The organism is Paenibacillus sp. NPDC057967 (assembly GCF_042887015.1).
In the GTDB taxonomy this organism is placed as follows: domain Bacteria; phylum Bacillota; class Bacilli; order Paenibacillales; family Paenibacillaceae; genus Pristimantibacillus.
Genome location: NZ_JBHVQB010000005.1, coordinates 48,535 through 73,687, shown reverse-complemented (window position 1 = coordinate 73,687; position 25,153 = coordinate 48,535). Strand labels below are relative to the sequence as shown.

General features: G+C 52.3%; 19 protein-coding genes. 5 read left to right on the top strand and 14 right to left on the bottom strand.

The features are described from left to right. Positions 1–270: 270 nt before the first annotated feature. Positions 271–870 (top strand): 30S ribosomal protein S4, encoded by a 600-nt coding sequence (gene rpsD / locus ACFVSO_RS13885; protein WP_119798108.1) that lies wholly within the window; start codon positions 271–273, stop codon positions 868–870. Between the two features lie 343 nt (positions 871–1,213). Here rpsD and ACFVSO_RS13880 read toward each other — a convergent pair whose 3' ends face one another. The 9 genes from ACFVSO_RS13880 to ACFVSO_RS13840 all read right to left on the bottom strand — a co-directional run bounded on the left by ACFVSO_RS13880 (position 1,214) and on the right by ACFVSO_RS13840 (position 10,348). Then, positions 1,214–2,197, bottom strand: coding sequence for a Gfo/Idh/MocA family oxidoreductase (locus ACFVSO_RS13880; RefSeq protein WP_387474437.1), 984 nt, complete (start codon positions 2,195–2,197; stop codon positions 1,214–1,216). 19 nt (positions 2,198–2,216) lie between these two features. Then, positions 2,217–3,134, bottom strand: coding sequence for an EamA family transporter (locus ACFVSO_RS13875; RefSeq protein ID WP_387474435.1), 918 nt, complete (start codon positions 3,132–3,134; stop codon positions 2,217–2,219). Positions 3,135–3,165: 31 nt separating this feature from the next. Then, on the bottom strand, positions 3,166–4,641 hold the full coding sequence (locus ACFVSO_RS13870; protein ID WP_387474433.1) for a chlorohydrolase family protein: 1,476 nt from the start codon (positions 4,639–4,641) through the stop codon (positions 3,166–3,168). After that, positions 4,638–5,675: a sugar phosphate isomerase/epimerase family protein gene (locus tag ACFVSO_RS13865; RefSeq protein ID WP_387474431.1), complete on the bottom strand. Its 1,038-nt coding sequence runs from the start codon at positions 5,673–5,675 to the stop codon at positions 4,638–4,640. The genes ACFVSO_RS13870 and ACFVSO_RS13865 overlap by 4 nt, the downstream gene beginning before the upstream one ends. 68 nt (positions 5,676–5,743) lie before the next feature. Next, positions 5,744–6,562: a PIG-L deacetylase family protein gene (locus ACFVSO_RS13860; protein ID WP_387474429.1), complete on the bottom strand. Its 819-nt coding sequence runs from the start codon at positions 6,560–6,562 to the stop codon at positions 5,744–5,746. Positions 6,563–6,646: 84 nt separating this feature from the next. Further along, on the bottom strand, positions 6,647–8,185 hold the full coding sequence (locus ACFVSO_RS13855; RefSeq protein WP_387474427.1) for an extracellular solute-binding protein: 1,539 nt from the start codon (positions 8,183–8,185) through the stop codon (positions 6,647–6,649). A gap of 50 nt (positions 8,186–8,235) precedes the next feature. Next, on the bottom strand, positions 8,236–9,117 hold the full coding sequence (locus ACFVSO_RS13850; protein WP_387474425.1) for a carbohydrate ABC transporter permease: 882 nt from the start codon (positions 9,115–9,117) through the stop codon (positions 8,236–8,238). Between the two features lie 11 nt (positions 9,118–9,128). Next, entirely contained in the window at positions 9,129–10,085 is a 957-nt protein-coding gene (locus ACFVSO_RS13845; RefSeq protein ID WP_387474423.1) for an ABC transporter permease, read from the bottom strand. A 53-nt stretch (positions 10,086–10,138) separates the two neighbouring features. Continuing rightward, entirely contained in the window at positions 10,139–10,348 is a 210-nt protein-coding gene (locus ACFVSO_RS13840; RefSeq protein ID WP_387474421.1) for a hypothetical protein, read from the bottom strand. 116 nt (positions 10,349–10,464) lie between these two features. On the opposite strand from ACFVSO_RS13840, the gene ACFVSO_RS13835 reads away from it, so the two are divergent. Further along, positions 10,465–12,804, top strand: a complete 2,340-nt coding sequence (locus tag ACFVSO_RS13835; protein WP_387474419.1) for a helix-turn-helix domain-containing protein — start codon at positions 10,465–10,467, stop codon at positions 12,802–12,804. A gap of 110 nt (positions 12,805–12,914) precedes the next feature. Here the strand turns inward: ACFVSO_RS13835 and ACFVSO_RS13830 are convergent, their stop codons facing one another. Together ACFVSO_RS13830 and ACFVSO_RS13825 are read right to left on the bottom strand one after the other, a co-directional pair. Beyond that, positions 12,915–14,456, bottom strand: coding sequence for a flotillin lipid rafts scaffold protein FloT (locus ACFVSO_RS13830; RefSeq protein ID WP_387474417.1), 1,542 nt, complete (start codon positions 14,454–14,456; stop codon positions 12,915–12,917). A gap of 30 nt (positions 14,457–14,486) precedes the next feature. Continuing rightward, positions 14,487–15,020 carry an NfeD family membrane protein gene (locus ACFVSO_RS13825; RefSeq protein WP_387474415.1) on the bottom strand — a complete coding sequence of 178 codons (534 nt, stop codon included), beginning with the start codon at positions 15,018–15,020 and terminating at the stop codon, positions 14,487–14,489. 650 nt (positions 15,021–15,670) lie between these two features. Between ACFVSO_RS13825 and ACFVSO_RS13820 the strand changes: the two genes are divergently transcribed. Further along, positions 15,671–18,781 (top strand): transglycosylase domain-containing protein, encoded by a 3,111-nt coding sequence (locus ACFVSO_RS13820; protein ID WP_387474413.1) that lies wholly within the window; start codon positions 15,671–15,673, stop codon positions 18,779–18,781. A 213-nt stretch (positions 18,782–18,994) separates the two neighbouring features. Here the strand turns inward: ACFVSO_RS13820 and acsA are convergent, their stop codons facing one another. After that, positions 18,995–20,719, bottom strand: coding sequence for an acetate--CoA ligase (gene acsA, locus ACFVSO_RS13815; RefSeq protein WP_387474411.1), 1,725 nt, complete (start codon positions 20,717–20,719; stop codon positions 18,995–18,997). A gap of 205 nt (positions 20,720–20,924) precedes the next feature. Between acsA and ACFVSO_RS13810 the strand changes: the two genes are divergently transcribed. Continuing rightward, complete coding sequence (locus ACFVSO_RS13810) at positions 20,925–21,560, top strand: GNAT family N-acetyltransferase (RefSeq protein ID WP_387474409.1); 636 nt, start codon at positions 20,925–20,927, stop codon at positions 21,558–21,560. A gap of 36 nt (positions 21,561–21,596) precedes the next feature. Next, a complete protein-coding gene (locus tag ACFVSO_RS13805; RefSeq protein ID WP_387474407.1) occupies positions 21,597–22,775 on the top strand; it encodes an acetoin utilization protein AcuC in 1,179 nt (392 codons plus the stop codon). Positions 22,776–23,331: 556 nt separating this feature from the next. Here ACFVSO_RS13805 and ACFVSO_RS13800 read toward each other — a convergent pair. Both ACFVSO_RS13800 and ccpA read right to left on the bottom strand, forming a co-directional pair. After that, positions 23,332–24,030: a 5'-methylthioadenosine/adenosylhomocysteine nucleosidase gene (locus ACFVSO_RS13800; protein ID WP_387474405.1), complete on the bottom strand. Its 699-nt coding sequence runs from the start codon at positions 24,028–24,030 to the stop codon at positions 23,332–23,334. A gap of 6 nt (positions 24,031–24,036) precedes the next feature. Next, on the bottom strand, positions 24,037–25,041 hold the full coding sequence (ccpA, locus tag ACFVSO_RS13795; protein ID WP_387474403.1) for a catabolite control protein A: 1,005 nt from the start codon (positions 25,039–25,041) through the stop codon (positions 24,037–24,039). Between the last annotated feature and the right edge of the window lie 112 nt (positions 25,042–25,153).

Genomic DNA, 25,153 nt, shown 5'->3' with positions numbered 1-25,153 from the left:
CCCAAAATTTATAGGACTTTAGACGCTTTTATCACGAATCAGGCCTTTATAATCATTCGAGGAACAATCTTGACTTTTCGCTCCAATTTCATATAATATTAATTGATGAAAACATGGGCGTACGGTTTTGTGTCACCCTCAGGACATTCGTTCACTGACAAGCCTGCGGCTGAAGTGCTTGACAGGGATGGCATTCATCCATAGAACGTTTATCCGCGCAACACAACCCCATTCTCAAAATTACATTTGATGAAGGAGTTAACACGACACATGGCACGTTATACAGGACCTAAATTTAAACTAAGCCGCCGCCTGGGCATCTCCCTGAGCGGAACTGGCAAAGACTTGAAACGCCCTTTCCCACCAGGACAGCACGGCCCTAACCAACGCAGAAAGATGAGTGGCTACGGCGTTCAATTGCAAGAAAAACAAAAGCTTCGCCACATGTACGGTTTGAACGAGAAGCAATTCCGCAACCTGTACGACAAAGCGGCTAAGCAAAAAGGTAAAGCCGGTGAAAACTTCATGGCTTTGCTTGAAAGCCGTCTGGACAACCTTGTTTACCGTCTGGCATTCGCGAACTCCCGCGCTGGCGCTCGTCAGCTGGTAGCTCACGGCCACGTGACAGTAAACGGCAAGAAAGTCGACATCGCTTCCTACACGGTTGCTATTGGCGACGTAATCGGTCTGCGCGAGCGCAGCCGCGGTCAGAAATCGATCAAAGAAGCTCTGGAAGGCCGTCATCACCTTCCGAACTACGTGGAATTCAACGAGCAAGCAATGGAAGGCAAGTACATTCGCCTGCCTGAGCGCGCTGAGCTGAGCCAAGAAATCGATGAGAAACAAATCGTCGAATTCTACAGCCGTTAATAGTTGGGATGAGGGAGAGGCCGCTTGGCCTCTCTTTTCTTTATTCGTCTACTGCGGCGGTTGTTCATGAAAAACAACAACACTTGAAGCCCTTTCGTCTCCATTGCGGAGTACGAAAGGGCTTTTACGTTTGAATTATGCATTCCTGTCATTGTGCCGCCATTGTAAGACTTTCCAAAAGCCAATAAGCGACGCTGGCAACGTCAGGAGAGGCTGCTGCGGACATGCGGGCTTGACGACGGTCAATTCCAACCGGAGTTGCCCCAGAGTCAGGGTTCAATAAAAAGGAGGAAGGCTGCTGTGAGCCCTCCTCCTTCAAGACCGCTCTGTACCCTCTCGGAAATCAAGCTTGTACGGATACGCTTCCGCCTTGCTTCAGCGAGCGTGTGATCGCTTCCAGCACGCGCCCGATAACAATGCCCTGACTTAAATTCCAGGCCCCTCTATCGTTTCCTCCAGCCTCGATATCGTGAAGCCACTGCTCCAGCATCGTGAGCGGACGATCGCTCTCCTGCAGGAGCGGCAGATCCGTCCAGTCTTCGTCGCTCAGCCCCTTGATCCGCGCCGAACCCGCATAACCGCCCCCGGTGAACATGCCCTCTGTCCCGAACAGCTCCAGCGTGAACGGAGATACCGGGGATACGTAGCCCATCTCCACCGTTACAAGCAGCCCATCCTTAAATTCCAGCACGCAGACAGCCGTCTCAGGTGTACGAGAAGCCGAAGCGCCGGCAGACAGGGCCGTGACCGCTACCGGCTGCCCCAGCAGCAGACAAGCCATATAGATGCCGTGCAGCCCGATGTCCGTTAGCAAGCCTGTTGGATCTTCAACAAAATGCGGCGGCAGCATGCCTTTCAGCAGCCCGCCATGGGCATTGCGGATACGCACGCCGGTTAGCCGCCCCAGACGTTCCGAATCCACAATTTGCTTAGCTGCTAGACATACCGGCTTCTGGGCAAGGGGAAGATCAAGAGCGAATGGAACCCCTCCCGCGCGGATTGCCTCCGCCACCCGCTCCGCATCCGTGCCATTCACCGCGATCAGCTTGTCGGCCAGCACTGCTTTACCCGCTGCCACGGCATCCGCGATTAAAGCGGCTGCGCGATCGGGCGCAGCTGTCACAATGACGCCCGCAATAGCGGGATCGGCGAGCAGCTCCTCATGCGACTTGACTGCAAGATTCAGTCCCTCCGCTGCTGCAACGGCCAGCTCCTGACGGTCATCGCTAATCGATACAAGCTGTGCCTCGCCCTTCCCCGACAGCATAGCCGCATATTCCTTCACATGAAATCCGTTCCAACTGCCTAACACTCCTAATTGAATCATCTCGCCACTCCTTCTATCTTTATAAGCTGACTAGAATAACAGCCGCAACCCCGATCAATGCCCCTGTCCAGCCTGCGGCGGTCAGACGCTCTCCGTACACCGCTCTGGAAGCGAACAGCAACCCGACGATTACGCTTCCGTTGACCGTTGGAAATAAATAAGCTCCGGCAAGCTTCGGCGTTAGCCATACCACCAATCCGTTGCCAATGCCTGTCGTCGCCGCCAGGGCAATGATGACCAGCCACGGGAAGCTGCTAGGCGGTGTATGCCATGGAGCGATCCTTTGAGCCACCCTCTCTGGGGCTAAGCCCGTTCTCCGCTTCCGCCCTGCAATGATTAGCGCTGCCAGCAGCGCCACAGCAGCAGCCGACAGGAATCCGATGCCGAGAAATGCGGCCGTCTCTCCGCCAACCGCAATCTGCTGAAGCTTGCCGAATACAGACAGCAGCCCGTTCAATACAAATGCACCAAGCGCATAGCCGTACCAGCGTTTCTCAGGACGCGCAGACGCTCCCTTCCTCCCGGCATCCACAACCAGAATGAAATAGAAGGACAACAAGAACAACACAAGGCCGATCGCTTGGAGAAAACTAAGCTGTTCTCCCCATAGCACGCTGCTTGCGGCTACCGGAATGAGCATGCTTGCCGAGAAACAGAATGAAGAATAAGATAACGGCCCGCATGACAACGCCTTGGCGTACAAGATCATCGTCAGGGCGAAGTCGATGCCGTACAGCAGACCCGTCCCGATCGATGCCGGGCTGACTTGCAGACTGCTGTCCGTCAGCGCCCATGCCGCCAGACAACCAGCTGCAACAAGAAACATGTAAGCGGCGTGAACCGTTAATGTATCCTGCCCTCTGCCGCCCAGCCTCTTGAGCAGAAGCGATTGAAGCAAGAACAAGGAAGCTGCCGCAAAAGGCAATAATAAGACCACGGAAACAAACTCCTTCAACTATACATAGATGCTAATCGATAATGGGAAAAGCTGACGGGAACAACACATCGCCGGAACGGCGCTCCTGATCGGTCTCTGTATAGCAGGCTTTATATTTATCGAAGCACTGCTGGGCTTTCTCCCGAAGCTCCTCCGCATCCAGATCCGGCAGCGCAAAGTTTCTCATGACTGTACGCCCGTTAATCACGACGTCACGGACATTCGCGCCGGTCGTATTCATAATAAGCGTACGAATCGGGTCCTCAATCGGCGTGACGCGCAGCGAATCCAGCTCAACGACGATGATATCGGCTTTGGCGCCCGGCGCCAGCTTGCCCAGATCATCGCGCCCAAGCGCCCTCGCTCCATTCGTCGTTGCAGCGCGGAACAGATCCGCTTCCGTCGTCTTGCGCGCCGCGGCCTCGATTGCCCCGCCATACGGATTGAACAGCTCGCCGCGTTCGATAATTCGCGTCAAGTTCCAAGCGAAGTTAAGGTTCTGGATCATATCGGCCGGATGTGTATCCGTTCCCATCGTCATATTGACGCCAGCCGCAAGGTAGTGGCTGAACGAATAGAGTGCCTGGCCGCCATGCGATTCCGCGATTGGCGTATGAACCACAGAAGTAGCGGAATTCACGAGCAAAGCCAGCTCATCCGTCTTGGGTTTGCCGCTTCCCAGCATCGGTCCGGTCAGGATAGCATGCGGAATAAGCGTTCTGGCGCCCAGGAATTCCAGATGGGCCAAATATTCCATCGGCGAAAGCCCGTACCGTTCCAGCAAATATGCCGCTTCCTGAGGTGATTCCGCGCAATGAAGGCGAATCGGAACCCCTGCGCTGTCGCTGAATGCCTTTGTCTCTTTCAAGACATCCTCCGTCAGATTCGGCAGCTGGCAGGGCGATAGGAATGCTCGGATTAGTCCGTCAAACGAGCCGTCGAAATCTTCCACATACCGGAAAGCATCCCGAACGCTTGCGGGACCTCTGACCGTATCGACCGGAGCATGCGGGGAAGGCGACATTCGGTAGCTTGGTCCCAGGTACATGCGCATGCCTAGCTCGGCGGCGATCTCTGCCCCGTCGGCCATTTCCTCGTACGTCTCCGCCCACGCCCGGAATCCGTCGCCGGCAATCGGCATGCCGGTCGTAATGCCATTCATAATAAGCTGGGCATAGGATAGTCGATGCTTGGTGCGCAGCTCCTCCCGGTTGAACAGCTCGGATCTTCGGAAGGTATCCGGATTGCGCCGATACCGGTCTCCCGGTGTCCTCGGCACCGCGACATCAAGAATGCCGTGGTCGATATCGACCAGCGCATCGAGATCAATGAAGCCGGGGCTGATAATGGCCAGCCCCATATCCCGTTCTTCATCCACGACTCCGGGGTATTGCTTGCCTACGTACAGGATCGTGTCGCCTTCGTAGACGACTTCGCCGTTTCTATAAACGACGTGGTCATTGCCCTCATAGCCGATAACGTAAGCGCCTTTCAGCTTTGTCTTCATGAGCGCAGCCCCATCTCCTGAAGCAAGCCGCCCAGATGACTCGTCGCCTGCTGCAGCCGCTGATCGCGCTGCTCCGCATAGGAAGGTCCCTCGTAAATGGCGGGATCAGGAAGCAAGCCGGCTTGAATGCGCTGCTGGCAGCGCCATGCGTGCCTGACGAGCTCGGCCGTCTCCTCTACCGTCAGATCAGGATGGCTGTTGCGCCACTCCGGCACATACAGATCCAGATGCATGAGGCCTTTATGGTCTTCGATCTGGATATGCAGATCCGGTTGATGCGCCGAGATGATCGAGAAGATTTCGCGGAAGTCGATGAAGCCCTCGCCCGCCGGCTTCACTTGTCTAACCAATCCTGTATCCGAGAAATACAGGATGCAGTCCTTGGCATGCATCTGATGCACGTACGGAGCCGTTCGGCGCGCTACGCTGACCGGGTCCTCCGCACGCGACACGACATTCGCGGTATCGAACGCCACGCCGAGCACATCCTCGCCAACTTCCTCGATCAGACGCAAGATTTCAAAGGACGTGATTTCCTCATGCGTCTCCAGGTTGATCCGGGTTCCGGTATCTCTGAGCGCGGGTGCGAGCGATTTCAAAAACCGGGCGGTCGCCTGCAGCTGCTCATCCCATGTCACATCCGTCCGGAATCGGTCGTAGACGTGATAACCAGAGTGCTGTCCTTTCCATCCGGCCGTCACCCCGATTAGCTCCTTGGCGCCCATGTATGCCGCCGCTTCAAGCATTTTCTCAACGGCACGCTTGTAATCGCCGCCGCCAATCGTCCATGCCTCTGGCGTTTCATTCGTGTTGAACGGATTGACGCGCCCGATGCCGAAGTCCACATACAAACCCAGCTCTCTTGCACAATCGGCCGCAGCCTTAAGCTCGGAACGATCCAGCGTCGGAGATACGGAAAGCGGCAGCTTGTAATATACGCCGTCGAAGCCTTCATCCTTCGCCTTCTGAAGCGCCTGCTCAACAGGCAGCTCTTCCTGCAAAAAACCGTGATGCATATCAATGCCTAATTTCATATACGTTCACCTGCCCCAATCCTGTTAATATCAAAATCTTGCAATCTACGATTCATCGTACAACGAGACTAGGAACGAATCATCGGGAATAGCCGCTGCAGCTGCTCCTCTGTCGGACGGCTGGCGTATGGCGCGAATTCGAACGGCTCCGCATACCGTACTTGCGACGCCCGCTCCTTGCCGTATCCGCGCTCTAGAGCCGGCAGCATCTCTTCACTTGCATCGAAGAAGGAAGCCCAGCCTGCGAGCAGAAATTGCTTTTTGCCCTCCCAATCCTTTGGAACGGGATGATCTTCGCCCCAGGAACTGAACTCGTAAAACTGGGTGGCATGGGCATCGCAGGCGAGCAGCTTCTGCTCTACCGCTTCTCCAATGTCTACAACAAGATCGGCTGAATATCGTTCCTTCATGGAGTAGTCCGGCATGAGCAGATAGATCGGATTTTTCTTCGGAATAGGCGTATCTTGAACCGTGAGCGGCACACGGATGAACGGCGCGGCGTCGCCGACGATATGGCCGGCATAGCGGTTGTCAGGATGCCTGCCGCCTTCCGGATGGAACGAGATGACCACATCGGCCTGGAAGCGGCGAATTTGGCGTATGACCTCTTGACGCAGCTCAATGGTTGGAAGCAATTCCCCGTCGTGGGTATCCAGCACTTCATACTCGACAAGCCCTAGCCGCTGCTTCGCCAGCTCCGCCTCCCCCTTGCGCCGCTCCACCAGTTCGGAACGGTCCATCGTGGGATGACCGCAGCAGCCGTCTGTCAGGGACAGAAATTTGACGCGGTGACCCAGAGAGACGAATAGCGCCGCTGTTCCGCCTGCATAGATATCCGGCTCGTCGGGATGCGCTCCGATTACCAAAACATTCAACACTTCGTTCATTTCACCCATTCCTTTCGCAGAACCCTATTACAGGTGTCATAATGGTAAGGTTGAGAACAGGGCATCGCATGCCCTGTATCCCGATTACTTCATGGAGTTATTGTAGAGCTCGATCAGCTTCTTCACGCCTTTATTTTCCATATCCTTCACATAGTTGTCCCAATCGGCGTCATTGCCAAGCCGTCCGAATACAAACCCGTCATGCGCTTTCGCATAGCTGTCCTTAAGCGTCGTCAGCAGCATATTCTCTTCTTCCTTCTCGTCCGAGGTCAGCTTCGGCACCTTCACAATCGCCGGGAACCAATTGTTCGCCCGCGCTTCTTCCGTAAGCGACGTTACAAGCGGATTGTCCAAAACCTTGGTGAACCAGTCGTAGGTGTACAGCATCGTGTAGTTCTGATTGGAAGCGCCGCTGTCCCACAGGGCGCGCTGGATGCTCGTTGCGCCTGTAATTTTGTCCGTGAACTGCTTCTTGCCGTCCACAACGGTGAAGGAGTCGTTCTCCTCGCCCCATGTCACGATCTCATTGCCTTCGTCGCTGTACAAGTAGTTCACGAATGCCAGCAGTTCTTCAAAATATGGCTTATTGGCCGCCGAAGCCGGAATGACGATGCCATGCGGAATGCGCTGCGTGCTGGCAGCCAGCTTGCCCCCAGGACCTGCAATCGGCGGAATCGGAGTCAGTTCAAAATCCGGGCTGACATTTTTCTTGCCGTCTGCATTAATCTGCGCAAGCTCGCTGATCCACGTATACGTGAATACGCTCTTGCCCGTCACCATCTTCTGCTTCCAAGAATCCAGGCTGGAGGTGAACAGTTCTGGATCAGCCAGCTTCTCGGACACCAGCTTGTTCAGGAACGTCACATATTGCCTGTAATTCTCGCTTGTATAGAGGTACGTATAAGATTGCTTCTGTTCGTCGTAGACAAAGCCGTTATAGGAAGGATCGATGCCCCATGCCGCGCCAGACAAGTTGCGGATATTCTCCGCCCGGACAAGGTTCGCCATCGGGAACGACGCAGGATCCTTTTCCTTCAGCACTTTCAGCACGTTGTACAAGTCATCCATTGTCTCTGGTATGCTAAGGTCATACTTCTTCAGCAAGTCCGTCCGAATGACCGGCGCTGTATTATAGAGAGCCGCCTCGTTCATGACTGGAGCCACATACAGCTTGCCGTCCTTCGTACGCCAGTTGTCGAGCTCATCCTCGATCTCGTATTCTTTGATTTTTTTCTCGAGATTCGGCAGCTTATCCATATAGTCGCTAAGCGGAAGCAGTACGCCGTTTTGAGCAAATTCCAGTACGATCTCTTGCGTTACTTCTGTCACCAGATCAGGAATAGTTCCCGAGCTTAGAACGATCTTGAGCTTATTCTTATAATCAGGCGAAGGAACGGCCTGCACATCGATCTGCACATTGCCTTTAGTCTGCAATTGCTTGAAGAGCGCCCATTCCTTATTGAACGGATAAGCGGAAGAATCGCTGTACATCATGGACAGTCCAGTCGGACCAGCGGAATCGGAGCTCGGCTCCTTGGGTGATTGAGAGCAAGCGCTAATCGGCAGCGCCACAAGCAAAGCCGCCAGCGTCGTCATGACCCCTTTGCGAAATTTCGTATTCATTGGTGAATCCTCCCTTTTTTTGTAGTAGCACAAGTGAGATATGAGATGAATCAGCCCTTGACCGCGCCGAGCATCACCCCCTTGGCAAAATGCTTTTGCGCAAAGGGAAATACGCAGACGACAGGAATCGTCGTGACCATAATAACAGCCGCCTTGAGCGAAGCGGAGGAGAGCGTTGTCAAATCATTTTGACCAATGCCCGACCCCATGGAGGCCAGATCGGCCCCGGCGACAATATTTCGTACGATCATCATAACCGGATGCATATCGCTTGAATTCAAATAGATCATGGAGTTGAACCAGTTGTTCCAATAATACACGATCAGGAACATCGTAATCGCCGCAATGACCGGCTTGGATAACGGAATAACGATTTTAAACAAAATTTGCATCGGATTCAAACCGTCGACCATGGCCGCCTCCTCCAGGCTGTCCGGTATCCCCTGGAAAAACGTCATCATAAGCAGCAAGTAATAAGGCGTGATGCAAAATGGAATGACCACGGCCCAGATCGTATCGATTAAGCCTACACTCTTCACTACAAGATACGTCGGAATCAAGCCGCCGCTGAAGAACATCGTGAACATCACGATCAAGACAAAAGCCTTGCGTCCCTTCAGGAACGTTTTGGACAGCGGATACGCGCATATGACCGTCATAAACAATCCGATCGACGTGCCAAGCAGCGTCTGGAAGATGGAGTTTTTGAACCCCTGCAATATCGTCGGATGATCGAAGATTCTGAGGTAAGCGTCAATATTGAAGCCGATCGGCCAGACGACAACCTTCCCGCCTAATATAGCCGCCGATTCACTGAATGAAATCGAAATGAGATGAATAAATGGAAATGCGATGGCGAGCATGACCAAGCTCAGTATGCAAAAGTTGAAGATCATAAATACGCGATAGCCTTTGCTTTTCCGGTATAACATACGACCCCTCCTTAATAAAGCGATACGCCCGACAGTTTGCGCGAGATATAATTGGCCGCCGAGACAAGCCCGAAGCCGATTAATCCGCCGAACAGGCCTGCTGCTGTCGCGTAGCTGTAGTTGTTGTTCTCAAGTCCCATGCGGAATACAAAGGTATCGATAATATCGCTCGTTGCGGAGTTGCTTGCCGTATAGAGAAGCAATACCTTCTCAAAGCCGAGCGAGAGCAGCGAGCCGAGCGAAATAATGAATACAACCGAGATGGTTGGCAAAATCTGCGGAATCGTCACATGGATCGTCTGCTTCCAGCGGCCTGCCCCGTCCAGCTCCGATGCTTCATATAATTGCGTGTCGACTGAAGCCAGCGCCGCTACGAAGATGACGGCATTCCAGCCCATGTACTGCCAAATATCCGAGCTAATATAGATGAAGCGGAACCACTCCGGCTGATTCACGAAGAAGATCGGATCAATGCCAAGCGACCCCAGCACCTTGTTGACGATGCCGTTCGTAGGCGACAGGAGCTCCTTAATCAGTCCGACTACGACAACGATGGAGATGAAGTTCGGAAAATACGAGATGATCTGAATGAATCGCTTCAGCCGCGCACCCATGATCTCATTAATCAGCAGCGCAAAAATAATCGGAAGCGGGAAGCTGATGCTGAGGTTCATCACGCTAAGAAAGATCGTATTTTTGAAAGCCAGCCAGAAGTTCGGATCTTCCATGAACATTCGGAAATAGCGTAAGCCTACCCATTCCGTGCCATAAGCCGGTCCGCCCGGCATGTACTTCCGAAAGGCCAGGATATTGCCAAGTATCGGTCCGTAACGAAAGATGGCAAAATAAAGCAGCGGCAATGCCAGCAATACATAATAGTAATAATTTCGTTTCCAGTATGAGCGCCTGGCACGCTTGATGTACGGTACGGGATCATTCGATCGCGGCGATGCGGCGGCGTTGTTCATGTCGTTACTCCCCTTCATGTGCGGTTAATTCGGCCGTCAGGTCCGTGAATCCATCAAACCACATCGTAGGGTTCGCCCGTAATAGCCAAGTTCGCTTGCCGGTCACGCTTTTCGCCTTTGCTGTTTTGCAGACGGGCGCAGGCTGTTGTCACTCTTTTCGCCCATGTCACAGCATTCGCTACCCCAGCGGTGCGGACAAGCTCTATGCCGATGTTGCATATTTCCCCATGTCCCACAATTCTACTTTGTTGCAGAATTCGCACGGCTGCGCATTGCTTTTACACGGGAGGTTACCTATAATTTGAACCAAACTTGTCTATTCGGATCGACCTGTTCAATCCAACCAGCTACGAGTACAGAATGTCGATGAGGTGAGAACATGCGAAATATCCGTCACAGATGGTCACGGCTCGGCTTCCGGAGTATTTTCTACCGGCTAATCATTTTATTCGTATCGCTGTCCGCCTTCATTCAGATTGCATTGTTTCTGAGCACCAGCATTTCTATGAACTATATGGAAGGGCAGCTCAGGGAGAATTATGACCGCTCCTTGTCCAACCTGTCCTCTACAATGAACAATCTGTTCGACGGCATTTATCAATCGAATTTCCTGCTGGCGCTTGATCCGAACATTCTGAAGGTTATCACGACCCAATATGCGGAGGACGATATCGGCAAATACGCGGATTATTCGCAAGCCGTGCGCTCGCTCTCTCGCATCAAGGCAAGCAGCAACTACATTGACAATGCCTATATCTATAAACGCGATGAATCCGTCATTATTAGTGATAACGGCACCTATGAACCGGGGTCATTCTATGAAAGCGTATACAAGATGGAGCAATATCCGCTGTCCTTCTGGCAGGAATACAAAACGAACCATCATTTATTTACGATTCTGCCTCCTTCCGTCGTCTCAGGCAGTTATAGCAATAGGGGTGAATCAACGATCTCGGTCGTGCAATCGACGGTCGGCGGTCATTACTCCAATAATTTGTACGTCATTAATATGAAAGCAGAGGCTGTCCGCACTTTGCTGCAAAGCTATATGCAGACACCGAACAGCCTGATCATGGTCGCCGATACAGAAGGAAATCTGCTGGCTTCGACCCGAATGATCAATGTCACGATGCAATCCTTTATGAACGAGCTGCTGCTGAATCCGGAGACGAAATTTGACGCCGTGCATGGGGGCGAGAACATGCATATTATCAAGTACACGACCAACTTCTTTTTCCGTGACGTAACGATGGTGGTGGCGGTTCCCCATACGGACCTGACTTCCGCCCTGACCAAGATGAAAAGCTGGAATCTCACGATTACCGGCATTCTATTCCTTGTTTCTCTGCTGCTGTCGATCTTGTTCAGCCGGCGCTTCTACTCGCCGATCCGCTCGCTGGTACAAACCTTGCAGGGTCCCGGTCCCAAAAAGGATAAATCGCATTCGCCTTTCAACGAGCTGGAATTTCTGAATACGGAAATCAAACGAATTCTGACGGATGTCGATGATCTGAACCGGACCTTGTCCTACTCGCTGCCTATCGCAACCAAGCATTTTTTGGCCAAGGTGCTGCAATCCAACTTCCCGTACGATCATGATGTCATCGATTCGTATTTGAACAAGCTGGATTTCCGGTTTCCGAATACGTATTTTCAGGTCAGCTTGATTCAGTGTAACTTCCGGAAGCCGTTTTATGATCTGTATTCAGAGAAGTTCCAGAACGAAGCGACGGATACGATCTTCCGCATACTGAATGCGTTATTGCCGCAAGAGCATCCCGTCTATATCCTGGAGCTGGATGCCCATATGTTCGCCGTGCTGATTAACCCGGCAACGAAGGATGACTTGGAAGCCTATTCGGCTTACTTCGAGCAAATCGACAGCTTGTTCCGCCAAGACGAAGCCGAGCTGCGCATTCACGTTGGCATGGGCCGGGTCTATGAAAATTATACGGGGATGCAATCTTCTTATGTAGAAGCCATGAAGGCATTGTGGCAGGTGTCTCCCTTCGATTCCAACCGAATCGTGCAATATTCGGAGTATGAGCCCCATGAGCCACGTTACGTGCTAAGCCGGACGGACGAGAAAATACTGGCCAACCTGCTTGTGGCAGGCAAGCGCGAGGAGTTCAGGGAGCAGTTGGATGGTGTCATATCCGCCAATACGGATCGCTATATGACGGGGACTAACATGAAGCAGCTGTTCGTTCACTTGTATCTGATCGGCATCCAAACGTTGAAGAGCAAAAATATCGCCGAAGATCATGAAGAAGAGCTCGATATGACGCAATTCCTGCTCTCAGCAGATGTAGGGTCCACACAGGAAATGACGGAGCACTTACACCGGTTTTTTGATCGGGTGCTTGAGCTATGCGAGTCACCTCCTTCGGACGCCTTCAATATTAAGCTGTTCCGCGCCTATCTGGACAACCACTATGCCGAGGAGATTACGCTCGACATTCTGGCGGACAAATACAATACGACACCCAAGTACATGTCGCGGCTTCTCAAGAAAGAGCTGGGCACAACCTTCCACAAGTACTTGCAGCAGCTGCGCATCGACAGAGCCAAGGAGCTGCTTACCTCCTCCTCAGCCCCGATCCATGAGATATGGGAGCAAGTGGGCTTCAACAACCGCAATACCTTTATCCGCACGTTCAAAAATCAGGAAGGCATCTCACCAACCGACTATCGGAGATGCCATCGTCCTGGCGATTAGCGCACCGCTGCGCCAGGTTAGGTTACGCCACAGCAATGCCATAAGCGCAGCAAAAGGCCGAGATCAGGGAAGTTTGTCTTCTCTGTCTCGGCCTTTTCTTCTTGGAGCTATTATTCAGTCGGATCTACCGGCTTGATCGGCACCTGTGCAGCAGGCTTGCTAGCTGCCGCTGGAGCTGGAGCCGTAAGCACCGCTTTCGGCGCAATCGCCTTGGAGGTCAGACCTTGAATCAGCTGATTCACGTCGATGCCGGATACACTCTTAAGCATCTCTGGCGCTGTTGACATCAGCGACGTCACATAGTTGCTAAGCCGCGCTGCGCCTTCGCCATTGCCTGTATCGACTACTGTCAGCTTGTCGATGGAGCTGATCGGCTCCGCCACTTTGCCCGCCAGCTCTGGCAGCATCTTGACGATAATATCGAGAACGGCGGCTTCGCCGAACTTCGCAAACGCATCGGCCAGCTTTTCCTTCGCTTCCGCTTCTGCCAGACCGCGCAGACGGATAACTTCGGCTTCTGCTGTACCTTTGGCGCGTTCAGCCTCGGCTTCCGCCAGACCGTCCAGACGCTTCTGAGCCGCTTGCGCTTTCGCTTCCGCTTCGATTCGGTACTGCATGGCATCCGCTTCACGCAATTGCTTCGCTTTGTTCGCTTCTGCCGCTTGCTCGACGGCATAACGATCGGCGTCCGCTTTCTTCTTCACTTCCGCATCGTATTGCTTCTCGCGGCGAAGAATCTCTTTTCCCTCCAGATCGATCTCTCTTTCCTTCCGGACGAGCTCGACCTTCATTTGCTCCTCGACTACGCTTTGCTTCGCGCGCGCTTCCTGAATGGAATACGCCTGGTCTGCTTCCGCTTTCGCCGTATCTTGGTCGCGCTTAAAGGAAGCGACCTTCATCTCCTTATCCTTCTCGGCTTCCGCGATATTCGTGTCGCGCAGCAGCTCCGCTTTCTGACCCGCTTCAGACGCAAGCGCCTTCTGGATACGGGCATCCCGCACCGCTTCCGCTTCGGCAATCTCTGCGTCACGCTTAACCGCTGCAATACGCGGCTTGCCCAGCGCATCCAGATAACCATGCTTGTCGCGCAGATCCTTGATCGTAAAGGAGACAATCTGCAGTCCCATCTTCTTAAGGTCCTTCGCCGCTACTCCTTGCACCTCTTGAGCAAACTTGTCGCGGTTACGATACACTTCTTCTACGGTCATGGAGCCCAGAATCGCCCGCAGGTGACCCTCCAGAACCTCTTGAGCTTCACCCTTCAGCGCTTCCGTCGGCTTGCCCAGGAACTGCTCGGCAGCCGTCGCTACGTCTTCAATCGCGCCGCCGATCTTGATAATCGCAACGCCGTCAGCCATAACGGGAACACCTTGCTCCGTATAGACCTCCGGTGTCGATACGTCCAGCTTATGCGACAGTAACGACAGGAACTCTGCTTTCTGGAAGATTGGAAGGATAAATGCGCCTCCGCCTCGAATAATCTTCACCTTGCGGCCGGACTCGTCTACAAGGGCATTTTTGGTCCCGAGGAATGACCCTGTTACCAGCATCGCCTCATCCGGGCTTACGGTCTTGTAGCGCGCCCAGAATGCGAGGCCAAGGACGACCAGAACCCCAACTACAATAATAGGAATTGTTAAGTACTGTTCCATTCACTTTCTCCTCTCTCTTCTAAGGTTTTATTAGATCGACAGGTTCAGCTCCGACACATACAATACGCCTTCCCTGACGTCAATCACAACGACTTGCGCTCCGCCGGCAATCGGCTTCTTGTCATAACTGGCGGCGATCTGATTCGTATTGCCCGCCCCTACCTTAACCAGCACCTCTCCGTAACCGTTCTCCGGAATCGGAACGAGTACTTCGCCTCGAGATCCGGCAAGCGAGCCAATCGTGAACGCAATCGAGTTCTCGCTGTTCTCCATCGGCTTCACATATAGGAAGAAAACGGCGATTGCGCCTACAATGGCGATGAGCAGAGCAATCAGCGCAATAACCCATATACCAAGCCCGCTGTATCTCTCCAGCAGCAGCCCGGCTCCTCCGAAGATCGTAATGCCGCCTACAAGCGTCATAGGCTGGAATATGGACGGACCGTCTAGCGACAGGAAGTCAAGCACTCCGTCCATCGCCTGGCTCAGCCAATCCCCGAATATAACGCTGACGAGCGCGTAAAGAATACCGCCGATGAGACATGCCATATAGATCGTCTCCATTTTCCTCCTCCTCTCTCAAAAGGCATAACCTGTTATCGCTTCCGTTATTTATTACGTTTTAGTTGTAAAATAGTTTCTAAAATTAAGTAAAAACGACAACACATAATTCACTAATGATGCGATGAATACGGCCCCTTCTTCCATTTACTTGAAAAAGGCTTGTTTATCGCGCTGTGGAATCGCATGGCATCCGTTCTGAACGCCCTTGTACGATGTATGTTGCGGCGGCGGGTCGCCCTTCTCCATGGTACACTTGAACGATAAATGCGGCAAGACTCTTATTCGTATCTGTCAGGCCGCGGCAATGTTCACAACTGGTCAGCAGCGTGATTCGAATATCAACAGCTGCATCAATGACTCTGTTCCGCGAAAACTACGTAAACATTGCTTTAAGCCTGCTTTCATAACGACAATTTCATTTCATGCAATAGCCTAACAAAACTTTTCCCCCTGTTTCTTCGTCTATAGATGAAGAATAAATTACAGTCCTTGCTTTAGCACCCTCTGCTGTTTGCTGCACTCCAAGCTGAATTAGCGCAGCGTCATCGAGTTGTCATATGGACAGAAATGGAATATCCAGGCACGAGGCATGTACCATAATGGGTTTTGTGCTATAATGGTAATGCTATTTTGGAGGAGGAGTTATAAGCATGCAAGAAGATCGTCAACCATCGCCGAAGGCACCTTACAGCAGATGGCGATTATTCGGATTGGTATCATTCATTACTGTAAAATGGATTGTTTATTTTGGCATAATTTTTGGCTTGCTGGCAGGCGGCGTCATGACAGGCTACGTGGCCGCTCTGGTTAAGGATGAAGAAATCAGGCCGCAAAGCGTCATCCAGGATAAGGTTGGCGAATATTCCATGACCGGCTATGTATACTTCAACGATGACTCCTTGGTGGGACAGCTGCGGACCGACGAGGACCGGATCGTCATTACATACGACGAAATTCCGCAATCCGTCATTGACGCCCTGCTGTCTACAGAAGACAACAACTTCTTCGAGCATGACGGCGTTGATATTAACGGCCTCGGCCGCGCGGTCAAACAGAAGCTCTTTAATGAAGATACGCAAACCGGCGGCAGTACGCTGACACAGCAGCTTGCGCGCCGGGTGTTCCTTAGCCTGGATAAGACCGACAGCCGCAAAATCAAGGAGATCTTCCTGTCGCTGCGCATGGAGCGTTATCTGACGAAAAAAGAAATTCTGGCAGCTTATCTGAACAAAATGCCGTTCGGCAATGGATCCAATGGTTATCAAGTATTCGGCATCAAAGCCGCAGCCAAGGGCATATTCGGCATTACCGACCTGTCCAAGCTTAATACGGCCCAATCCGCTTACCTGGCAGGCCTACCGCAGCTGCCTTCACTCTACACCGCCTTCACCGGCTCAGGCAAGTTCAATGAAGCCGGATTCGAGCGTGCCGTGAAGCGCCAGCAGCTCGTTCTGAAGCGTATGATGGAAACTGGAAGGCTGAATCAGCAGCAGTATGAAGAAGCGCTCAAATTCGATATCCGCTCTTCTGTCGCTCCGCCAAGCGAAAAGGCGTATACGACCTATCCGTACCTGATGCTTGAAGCAGAGCGTCAAGCGGCGGAAGTACTGCTTATGCAGAGCGATCCGACACTGACCAAAGCCGACCTTCGCAAGAAGGAGAACGCCGGTCTGATCGAGGAAGCGCGGGAGCAGCTGCTGCGCGGCGGCTATCACGTCTACACGACGATCGATAAAGATGTCTATACCATAATGCGCGAGATTGCCAGCAATGAAGACAACTTCACGCCATACAGCGAGAAGAAAGGCATCGAGCAGATCGCAGGCGTCATGCTGGATCACAAAACAGGCGCCATTATCGGGATGCTGGAGGGTCGCGACTTCTACGAGGAGCAGATGAACTTTGCGACGCAAATGATTCGTCAGCCGGGCTCCACGATGAAGACGCTAGCCGCTTATTTGCCCGCGATTGACGCAGGCATCATTCAGCCGGCAAGCATTATCGACGATGCGCCGATCGTAATGAAGGACGGCCAGAAGGGCTTCCATATCCCGATGAACGTAACGAACAAGTTCAGAGGACTTGTGACGGCACGCGATGCGCTTAACCGCTCGCTTAACCTTCCAGCGCTTAAGATTTTTAACGAAGATGTCACGATTGAAAAAGCATGGGAATTTGTAAGATCGCTTGGCATTACTACGCTGCAGCCTGAGGATGCTTATTCCCAGACGGGCGTTATCGGCGGTCTGCGCATTGGCGTCTCTGTGGAAGAGTTGACGAACGCTTACGGCTCTATCCCGAATCAGGGCGTCTTCCAGGACGCTTACATGATTGAAAAAATTACGGATGCGAACGGCAAAATGATCTTTGAGCACAAAGAACAGCCGAAACGTGTCTTCTCGGAGCAAACGGCCTTCCTTATGACTGACATGCTGAAGACGGTTATATCCGATCCTTCCGGCTCCGGCCATCAGGTATCGAAGCAATTCAAGCAATACGGCAAGATTCCGGTAGCCGGCAAAACCGGCTCCACCCAAAGCTATGGCGACGTATGGTTCATGGGCTTCACGCCTGACGTCACGCTTGGTGTATGGGCGGGTTATGAGGAGCAGATTAATTCCCTCTCCAATAATGGCCAGACCCGCGCCCGCTCCATCTGGACGCTTATTATGAATAAGCTGACGGAACAGAAGCCGGAGCTATTCGTAACAGACAGCTTCGCGAAGCCGGATGGCGTCGTGAAAGCGACCGTATCCAAGGCAAGCGGCCTGTTGCCGACGGGATTGACCAAGTCAGCGGGATTGCTCGTAACTGATTGGTTCAACAAACAATATTTGCCGAAGAAAGCAGACGATGCGCTCGTCAGCATGAAATACATTACGTATGAAGGAATTAACTATGTCCCTAACGAGCTGACGCCTGACGACATGCTGAAGGAAAAAGTCGTTATCAAGCGCAAGAAACCGCTTGATGTGCTGATGGACGAAATCAAGGAAGCGCAATCCAAGCTGCCTGCCAAAAACAGAAGGCCGCTTGAAGTCTATGTCCCTATGGACGCGCAGAATGACGCGCCTTCCAAAACCGATCCGCGTGCAGATGACGGCGCTGCGCCACAGACGCCGGGCGATGCGAAGCTTAGCTCTTCAGGCGCAGGAGACATTACAATCACATTCTCGGCCAGCAAGTCGCCTGACGTAGTCGGCTACAGGCTGTACCGCTCAACGAATCAAAGCGATTATGCGAAATTCGGTACATCCATCCTTCTTGGAGACGAAACCAAGTTCAGCTTTAAGGCTTCGGACAAAGAAGCGGCAACGTATTATGTCGTAGCCGTCGATGTCGTTGGCAAGGAATCCGCTCCAAGCGCCATTCTGAATTATGGCTCCATCTTGCCGGAATTGCCTGAAATTCCGGGGGTACCGGGTATACCTGGCGGCGAGAATAATGGCAGCAATAATGGAAACAACGGCAATAACGGCAGCGAGACAGGCACAGCGCCTTCCGCACCTACCGGATTAACGGCGGAGAGCTCCGATCTCAGCATCCTGCTGAGCTGGGCTTCCAACCCGGTGTCGGATCAAGTTACGCTCTACCATATCTATTACAGTGCCGGCAGCGACGGCAATTACGTCAAGCTGGGAACCACTTCTCAGACCAGCTTCGAGCATCTGGCGCCTCTGTCCAGCGGCAGCTATCAGATCACGGCTGAGAATAGCTCGGGCGTATCGTCGCCATCAGCAAGAGTAACGGTTGGGCAATAACACATCGGCGGTATCGTACCCCTAGCATATGTCAACAAAGCAGCGCCTCCTTCTGGGGGCGCTGCTTTTAGGTTTGGCGTTTTTCGATGACTGCTCTCTTCTATTCTTCACTTGTTTCTTCCCTGCTGTGTTTCGGCTGACGGTATGTGAACAAATAAAGAAGAAGCCTCTAGATCTACGAATAGACCTAGAGGCTTCGATATGAATTGCTTATTAATCCTCGATTGTGGAGAGGTCGCCAGTCGGCAGGTTAAGCTCCCATGCCTTCAATACCCTTCTCATGATCTTGCCGCTGCGCGTCTTCGGCAGCTTATCCTTGAATTCGATCTCTCTTGGCGCAGCATGTGCGGAGAGGCCTACCTTCACGAACTGGGAAATTTCCTTCTTCAGCTCTTCTGTTGGCTCGAAGCCTTCACGAAGTGCGATAAATGCTTTAATAATCTCGCCGCGCATCGGATCAGGCTTGCCGATAACGCCAGCTTCCGCAACCGCCGGATGCTCAACAAGCTTGCTCTCGACCTCGAATGGACCTACGCGCTCGCCTGCCGTGTTAATGACATCGTCGATACGGCCTTGGAACCAGAAGTAGCCATCCTCGTCCATATAAGCGGAGTCGCCGGATACATACCAGCCCTCGAGGCGGAAATACTCTTCGTACTTCGATGGGTTGTTATAAATCTTGCGCATCATGGACGGCCAAGGCACGCGCACAGCCAGATTGCCCATGCGGTACGGCGGAACTTCATTGCCGCTGTCGTCGATAATCGCCGCTTGAACGCCAGGCAGCGGCTTGCCCATGGAGCCCGGCTTAATGTCCATGCTCGGATAATTGCAGATCAGCTGTCCGCCCGTCTCTGTCATCCACCATGTATCATGAATACGCTGATTGTAGACCTTCATGCCCCAACGCACAACCTCAGGGTTCAGCGGCTCGCCAACGCTGAGCACATGGCGCAGGCTGGACAAGTCGAATTGCTTCGACAGATCGTCGCCCGCTCCCATCAGCATACGGAATGCCGTTGGTGCGCTGTACCATACGGTAACTTTATATTTCTGAATGACACTGTACCAGTCGCTAGGGCTGAAGCGTCCGCCGCGAATGACATTCGTCGCGCCATTCAGCCATGGAGCGAATATACCGTAAGACGTACCCGTTACCCAACCCGGGTCAGCCGTACACCAGTAGATGTCGTCGTCCTTCAGATCCAGAACAACTTGACCTGTATATTTGTGTTGGACCATCGCGTTTTGCACGTGGAACACGCCTTTTGGCTTGCCCGTGGATCCGGATGTATAATGCAGAATCAGCCCGTCTTCACGATCCAGCCATTCAATCTCGGCTTCGTCAGACATCTTGCTGATCTCTTCTTTGAAGTTTACAATTCCTTCTTCAGCAGGGATATCGTCGCCGTAGACGATAATATGCTTCAGACCAGGCAGCTCATCTCGCTTAATGCGATGAAGAAGCGCAGGTGTCGTCACGATTGCGACCGCTTCGCTGTCCTGCAGCCGGTCCTTGACCGCCGTCTCCATAAAGGCTTCGAACAACGGTCCTACTACCCCGCCAACCTTCAGGGTCCCCAGAACGCTGAAATACAGTTCAGGCGTACGCGGCATGAAGATGAAGACTCGCTCTCCCTTGCCGACTCCAAGCTTGCGAAGGAGATTGGCGAAACGGTTGGATTGTTTGCTCAGCTGCTCGAATGTATACGATTCATCGCGTTCGCTGTCGCTGTAGTAAAGCGCTACTTTATTGCCTCTACCAAGCTCGAGATGGCGATCAATCGCTTCATAAGCCATGTTCACCTTTCCCGTCTCATGCCAGCTGAACTGCTTCTCGATTTGCTCCCATTGGAAGGTTGCTGCCGCTTCTTCGTAATTTTTCAAATTCGGGTTCGTCGCTGTTGCCGGTACACGCTCTTGATGCAAGTTGATCATTCTATCACTCTCCCATCAAATCTGTAAAACATTGTATAGGTATGCGCTTTCAAAAATCCTCTATCATTATACCACAACACCTTTCCTTTCGACTACGCTTTTCATTTTCTTGATTGTTTGTTATAAACAATAGTAGGAAATAATCAATTTGGAGGAAGAAATAATCAGTTTTCTCGCGACAGTTGAAATGAAAGGGGACCACTGAATGGAGCACCGAAAGCGGCTGCAGAGAGACATGATTACGACCCGTGACAACCACGAGCTGATTATTGAGGGGCCTGTCCCTCCCGATCGCCTGGCCACATACACGATGCATCAGTCGCTGGATGCCTTCCGCAGACCGAAGGACCAGCATGAAGCGCTCGTGGAAATTGCCGGATTGGAGGAAGGGCGTATTATTTTGGCCCGCGAGGGCGACTTGATTGTCGGATATGTAACGTTCCACTACCCGGATGAGCTCGAGCGCTGGTCCGAAGGCGGCATGGAAGATCTGGTCGAGCTTGGGGCGATTGAGGTCGCCAATGATTACCGGTCCTACGGGCTGGGCAAGCGTCTGATCAACATGGCTTTTGCCGAGGAACAGCTGGAAAATATGATTGTATACACAACGGAATATTACTGGCACTGGGATCTCGAGGGCACAGGCCTGAACGTATGGGATTACCGCACCATGATGGAAAACTTAATGAAATCAGCAGACATGATCTGGTATGCCACCGATGATCCGGAGATTTGCTCGCATCCCGCGAACTGCCTCATGGTCCGTATCGGCAAAGAAGTGCCGCTCAGCTCCATCGAGAAGTTCGACCGAGTCCGGTTTCGCAATCGATTCATGTATTAAGCCGTACATTTTGCAGGGAAAGGAAATGAGCTCAGAATGGTATCAAACGCTGTATTCATTCATCATCCCGATTCATCCGGCTATAAATTTCATGATGACCATCCCTTCGATCCGATCCGTCAAGCGTTAACGATCGATCTGCTGAAGGAAACGCAAGCGCTTACGAACGAACAGATCATACGGCCTGATTATCTAATTGATGATAATATGCTTAAGCTCGTGCACCGCCACGATTATGTGCAAGCCGTCAAAATGTTGGATACGGAAGATGATCCCCGCAGCAAAGCGGTGCTTGCCGAGCAATTCGGACTGCAAACGGAGGACACGCCTTTTTTTCCCGGACTGCACAAAGCGGCCTGCGCGATCGTAACAGGCTCTGTAGAAGCCGCAGAAGCCGTTATGAGCGGTCGTACCTTGCACGCCTTCCATCTTGCCGGGGGATTGCATCACGCGTTCCCAGACCGCGCCTCGGGCTTCTGTGTGTACAATGACGCTGCGATTGCCATCACGCATATTCGCAACAAGTATAACGCCCGCGTTCTCTACATCGATACGGATGTCCATCATGGAGACGGCGTCCAGTGGTCTTTCTACGATGATCCCGATGTGTGTACGTATTCGATTCACGAGACCGGCAAATACCTGTTTCCCGGTACCGGATATGCGTACGAGAAAGGTGTAGACAAAGGTTTTGGCACATGTTTTAATGTGCCGCTGGAGCCGTTCACCGAAGATGAATCGTGGCTGGAGAGCTTTAATGTGACGATCCGAAAGGTGATTGAGGCATTCAAGCCTGATGTGATTCTAAGCCAGCACGGCTGTGACGCCCATGCGTACGACCCGCTGTCGCATATCCACTGCAGCATGCGCATCTATCAGGAGATTCCCGCTATTCTGCATGAATTGGCACACACGTATACAGAAGGCCGCTGGATCGCACTTGGCGGTGGCGGCTACGATATATGGCGCGTCGTTCCACGGGCATGGGCCCAAGTATGGCTGGAGATGACGGATCATCCGCTGGCTGCAGCCATCCGGGCGCATGAAGTAAAGGCGCTGCCGGCTCCCTGGCTGGAGCGTTGGAGGGATAAAAGTCCCGTCCCGCTGCCAGACGACTGGCAGGACGACAGCTCCGCCATCCCGCCGATCCCGCGCCGCGACATCATTAACGAGCAGAACCGCAATACGCAGTCGATTGTGATACAGGATTTATAACATGTTGTAGGAATTATGTGAATGTAGGTATCATAGGAACGTCATTTGCTCTATAACGGTAAGCAACCCGAATAGCTATCGGCCAGCGCACAACGCTCTGGCTGATAGCTATTTTGCAGTAAGGGTGCGAGTAAGGAGTATAACAATAGCTGGTTGGTGCGATAAGGAACTAGCGGTGCTTCTAATCGGGAGCATGATAATTTGTCGCGTCTGTGAATGTATTGGTGCTACGAAACGTTGTTTTGCCGTTTTGAGGGGGTTTGTGGATTTAGTGTGCCTCGCAACGTTATTTAGCCGATTTGATGAGTTATGTGAATTTAGCGGTGCCTTGCAACGCTATTCGGCCGATTTGTCGTGTTTTGTGAATTTAGTGATGCCCTGCAACGCTAATTTGCCTGTTGAAGCATTAAGTGAGTATAGCGATACCTTGCATCGCTAATTAAATTTAATTTATTCCAATGTATTTTGGTCAAGCCTTTTCTCAGCCCGGCTCAATCAACCGCATAAAAAAGCCGCTCCACCATCGTTTGCGATGGCGAAGCGGCCCTATAAGTGCTTAGATATGTTTGACCATCTCGTCGATGATCTGATGTGAATTCGTCGAGGCTTTCACCGTGAATTCCGCAAAGTTGACATGTGCGGAGCCGTCAGCCTTGTCCGACATGGAGCGGATCACAACATAAGGAACGCCGTGCATGTCGCATACTTGAGCGACGGAGGCCCCTTCCATCTCGGCGCAAGCGCCTTGCATCGTCTGATGCAGCGCCTCCACCGCTTCGCGGCTGGCGATAAATTGGTCGCCGGACAGAACTTTGCCCTTCAGGCTGCGACCCGGGAACAGCTTCTCGCTTGCTGCATACGCTAGCTCGACAAGCTGCTTGTCCGCTGCGAATTCAGAGCGCGGATGGAACGGAATGACGCCTTTGGCAAAGCCCAGCGGCGAACAATCCATGTCATGCTGAATACAGCTCTCCGATACGACGATATCGCCGATATCCAGCTTAGGGTCCAGCGCTCCCGCCACGCCCGTGAATAGAACGCAATCTGCGCCCGCATCCAGCAAAATTTGAGTACAAACCGCGGCATTCACTTTGCCAACGCCCGACTTGCAATAGATAACCTGCTTTCCGTGCAGGGTGCCTTCATAATACGTGATGCCCGCTTTCGTAAATTCCGAAGCGACGGCGACATGCTGGTGAAGAAGCTCGATCTCCTCCGCCATTGCGCCGATGATGCCGATTTTCGATATAGCCATTGTTTATTATATTCCCCCTACCGATTGACGATTTACAATCTCATGCGGCAGTGTAACCTTGGATTGTTCGACATTTTCCTTCTTCATAAGCTTCGTAAGCAGACGCATGGATACCGCCCCGATATCATACATCGGCTGAGCGACAGCAGTAAGCTGCGGACGAACCATGGACGCCATGCGGCTGTTGTCTACGCTAATAATGGAAAATTCCGCAGGCACCTGCAAGCCGGAATCTTGAATGCAATGAATCGCGCCAATCGCCATTTCGTCCGTAGCGGAGAATACGGCTGTCGGGCGTTCCGCCAGATCGATAAAATATTTCATCGCTTCAGCGCCGGACTCATACCGGTAATTGCCGATGCGAACCAAAGTATCATCGTATGTAATGCCCGATTCCTCCAGCGCGCGCTTGTAGCCTTGGAATCTCGCATAGCCATTCGAAGGGTCCTGCAGCGTGCCGCTAATCATGGCAATGCGCTTATGTCCCTGGGATACCAATTTCATGACAGCATCATAAGCCGCCTCTTCATGGTTGATGTCCACGGAAGGAATTTGGTTGTTGTCGTCACTTGTCGCGCACAGCACAATTGGAACGTTCGCTGTCTTGAACGCTTGCAAGTGGTCATCCGTAACTGCGCCGCCCATGAACAACAGGCCGTCGACTTGCTTCTCCAGAAGCGTATTGATTACGCGGATTTCTTTATCCTTCTTCTTGTCGGCGTTGCACAAAATAATATTATAATGATACATATTCGCGATATCTTCAATTCCGCGTGCCACTTCGGCAAAAATCGCATTGGAAATATCCGGTATGACTACGCCTACCGTCGTTGTTTTTTTGCTCGCAAGTCCGCGAGCTACCGCATTTGGTCGATAGCCCAGACGTTCAATGGCTTCGTACACTTTCTTTCTCGTCGCTGGCTTAACGTTCGGGTTATTGTTCACGACCCGGGATACCGTAGCCATCGACACACCTGCTTCTCTTGCTACATCATAAATGGTTACCGTCACGGATTCTCTCTCCATTTGCTCAGAATTTTATTTTTTCGTACGCCACATATTAGAGTAATGATACGACAAAATATTACTTTTCGCAATGTACGCCAGAGCGGGCGCCATCCGA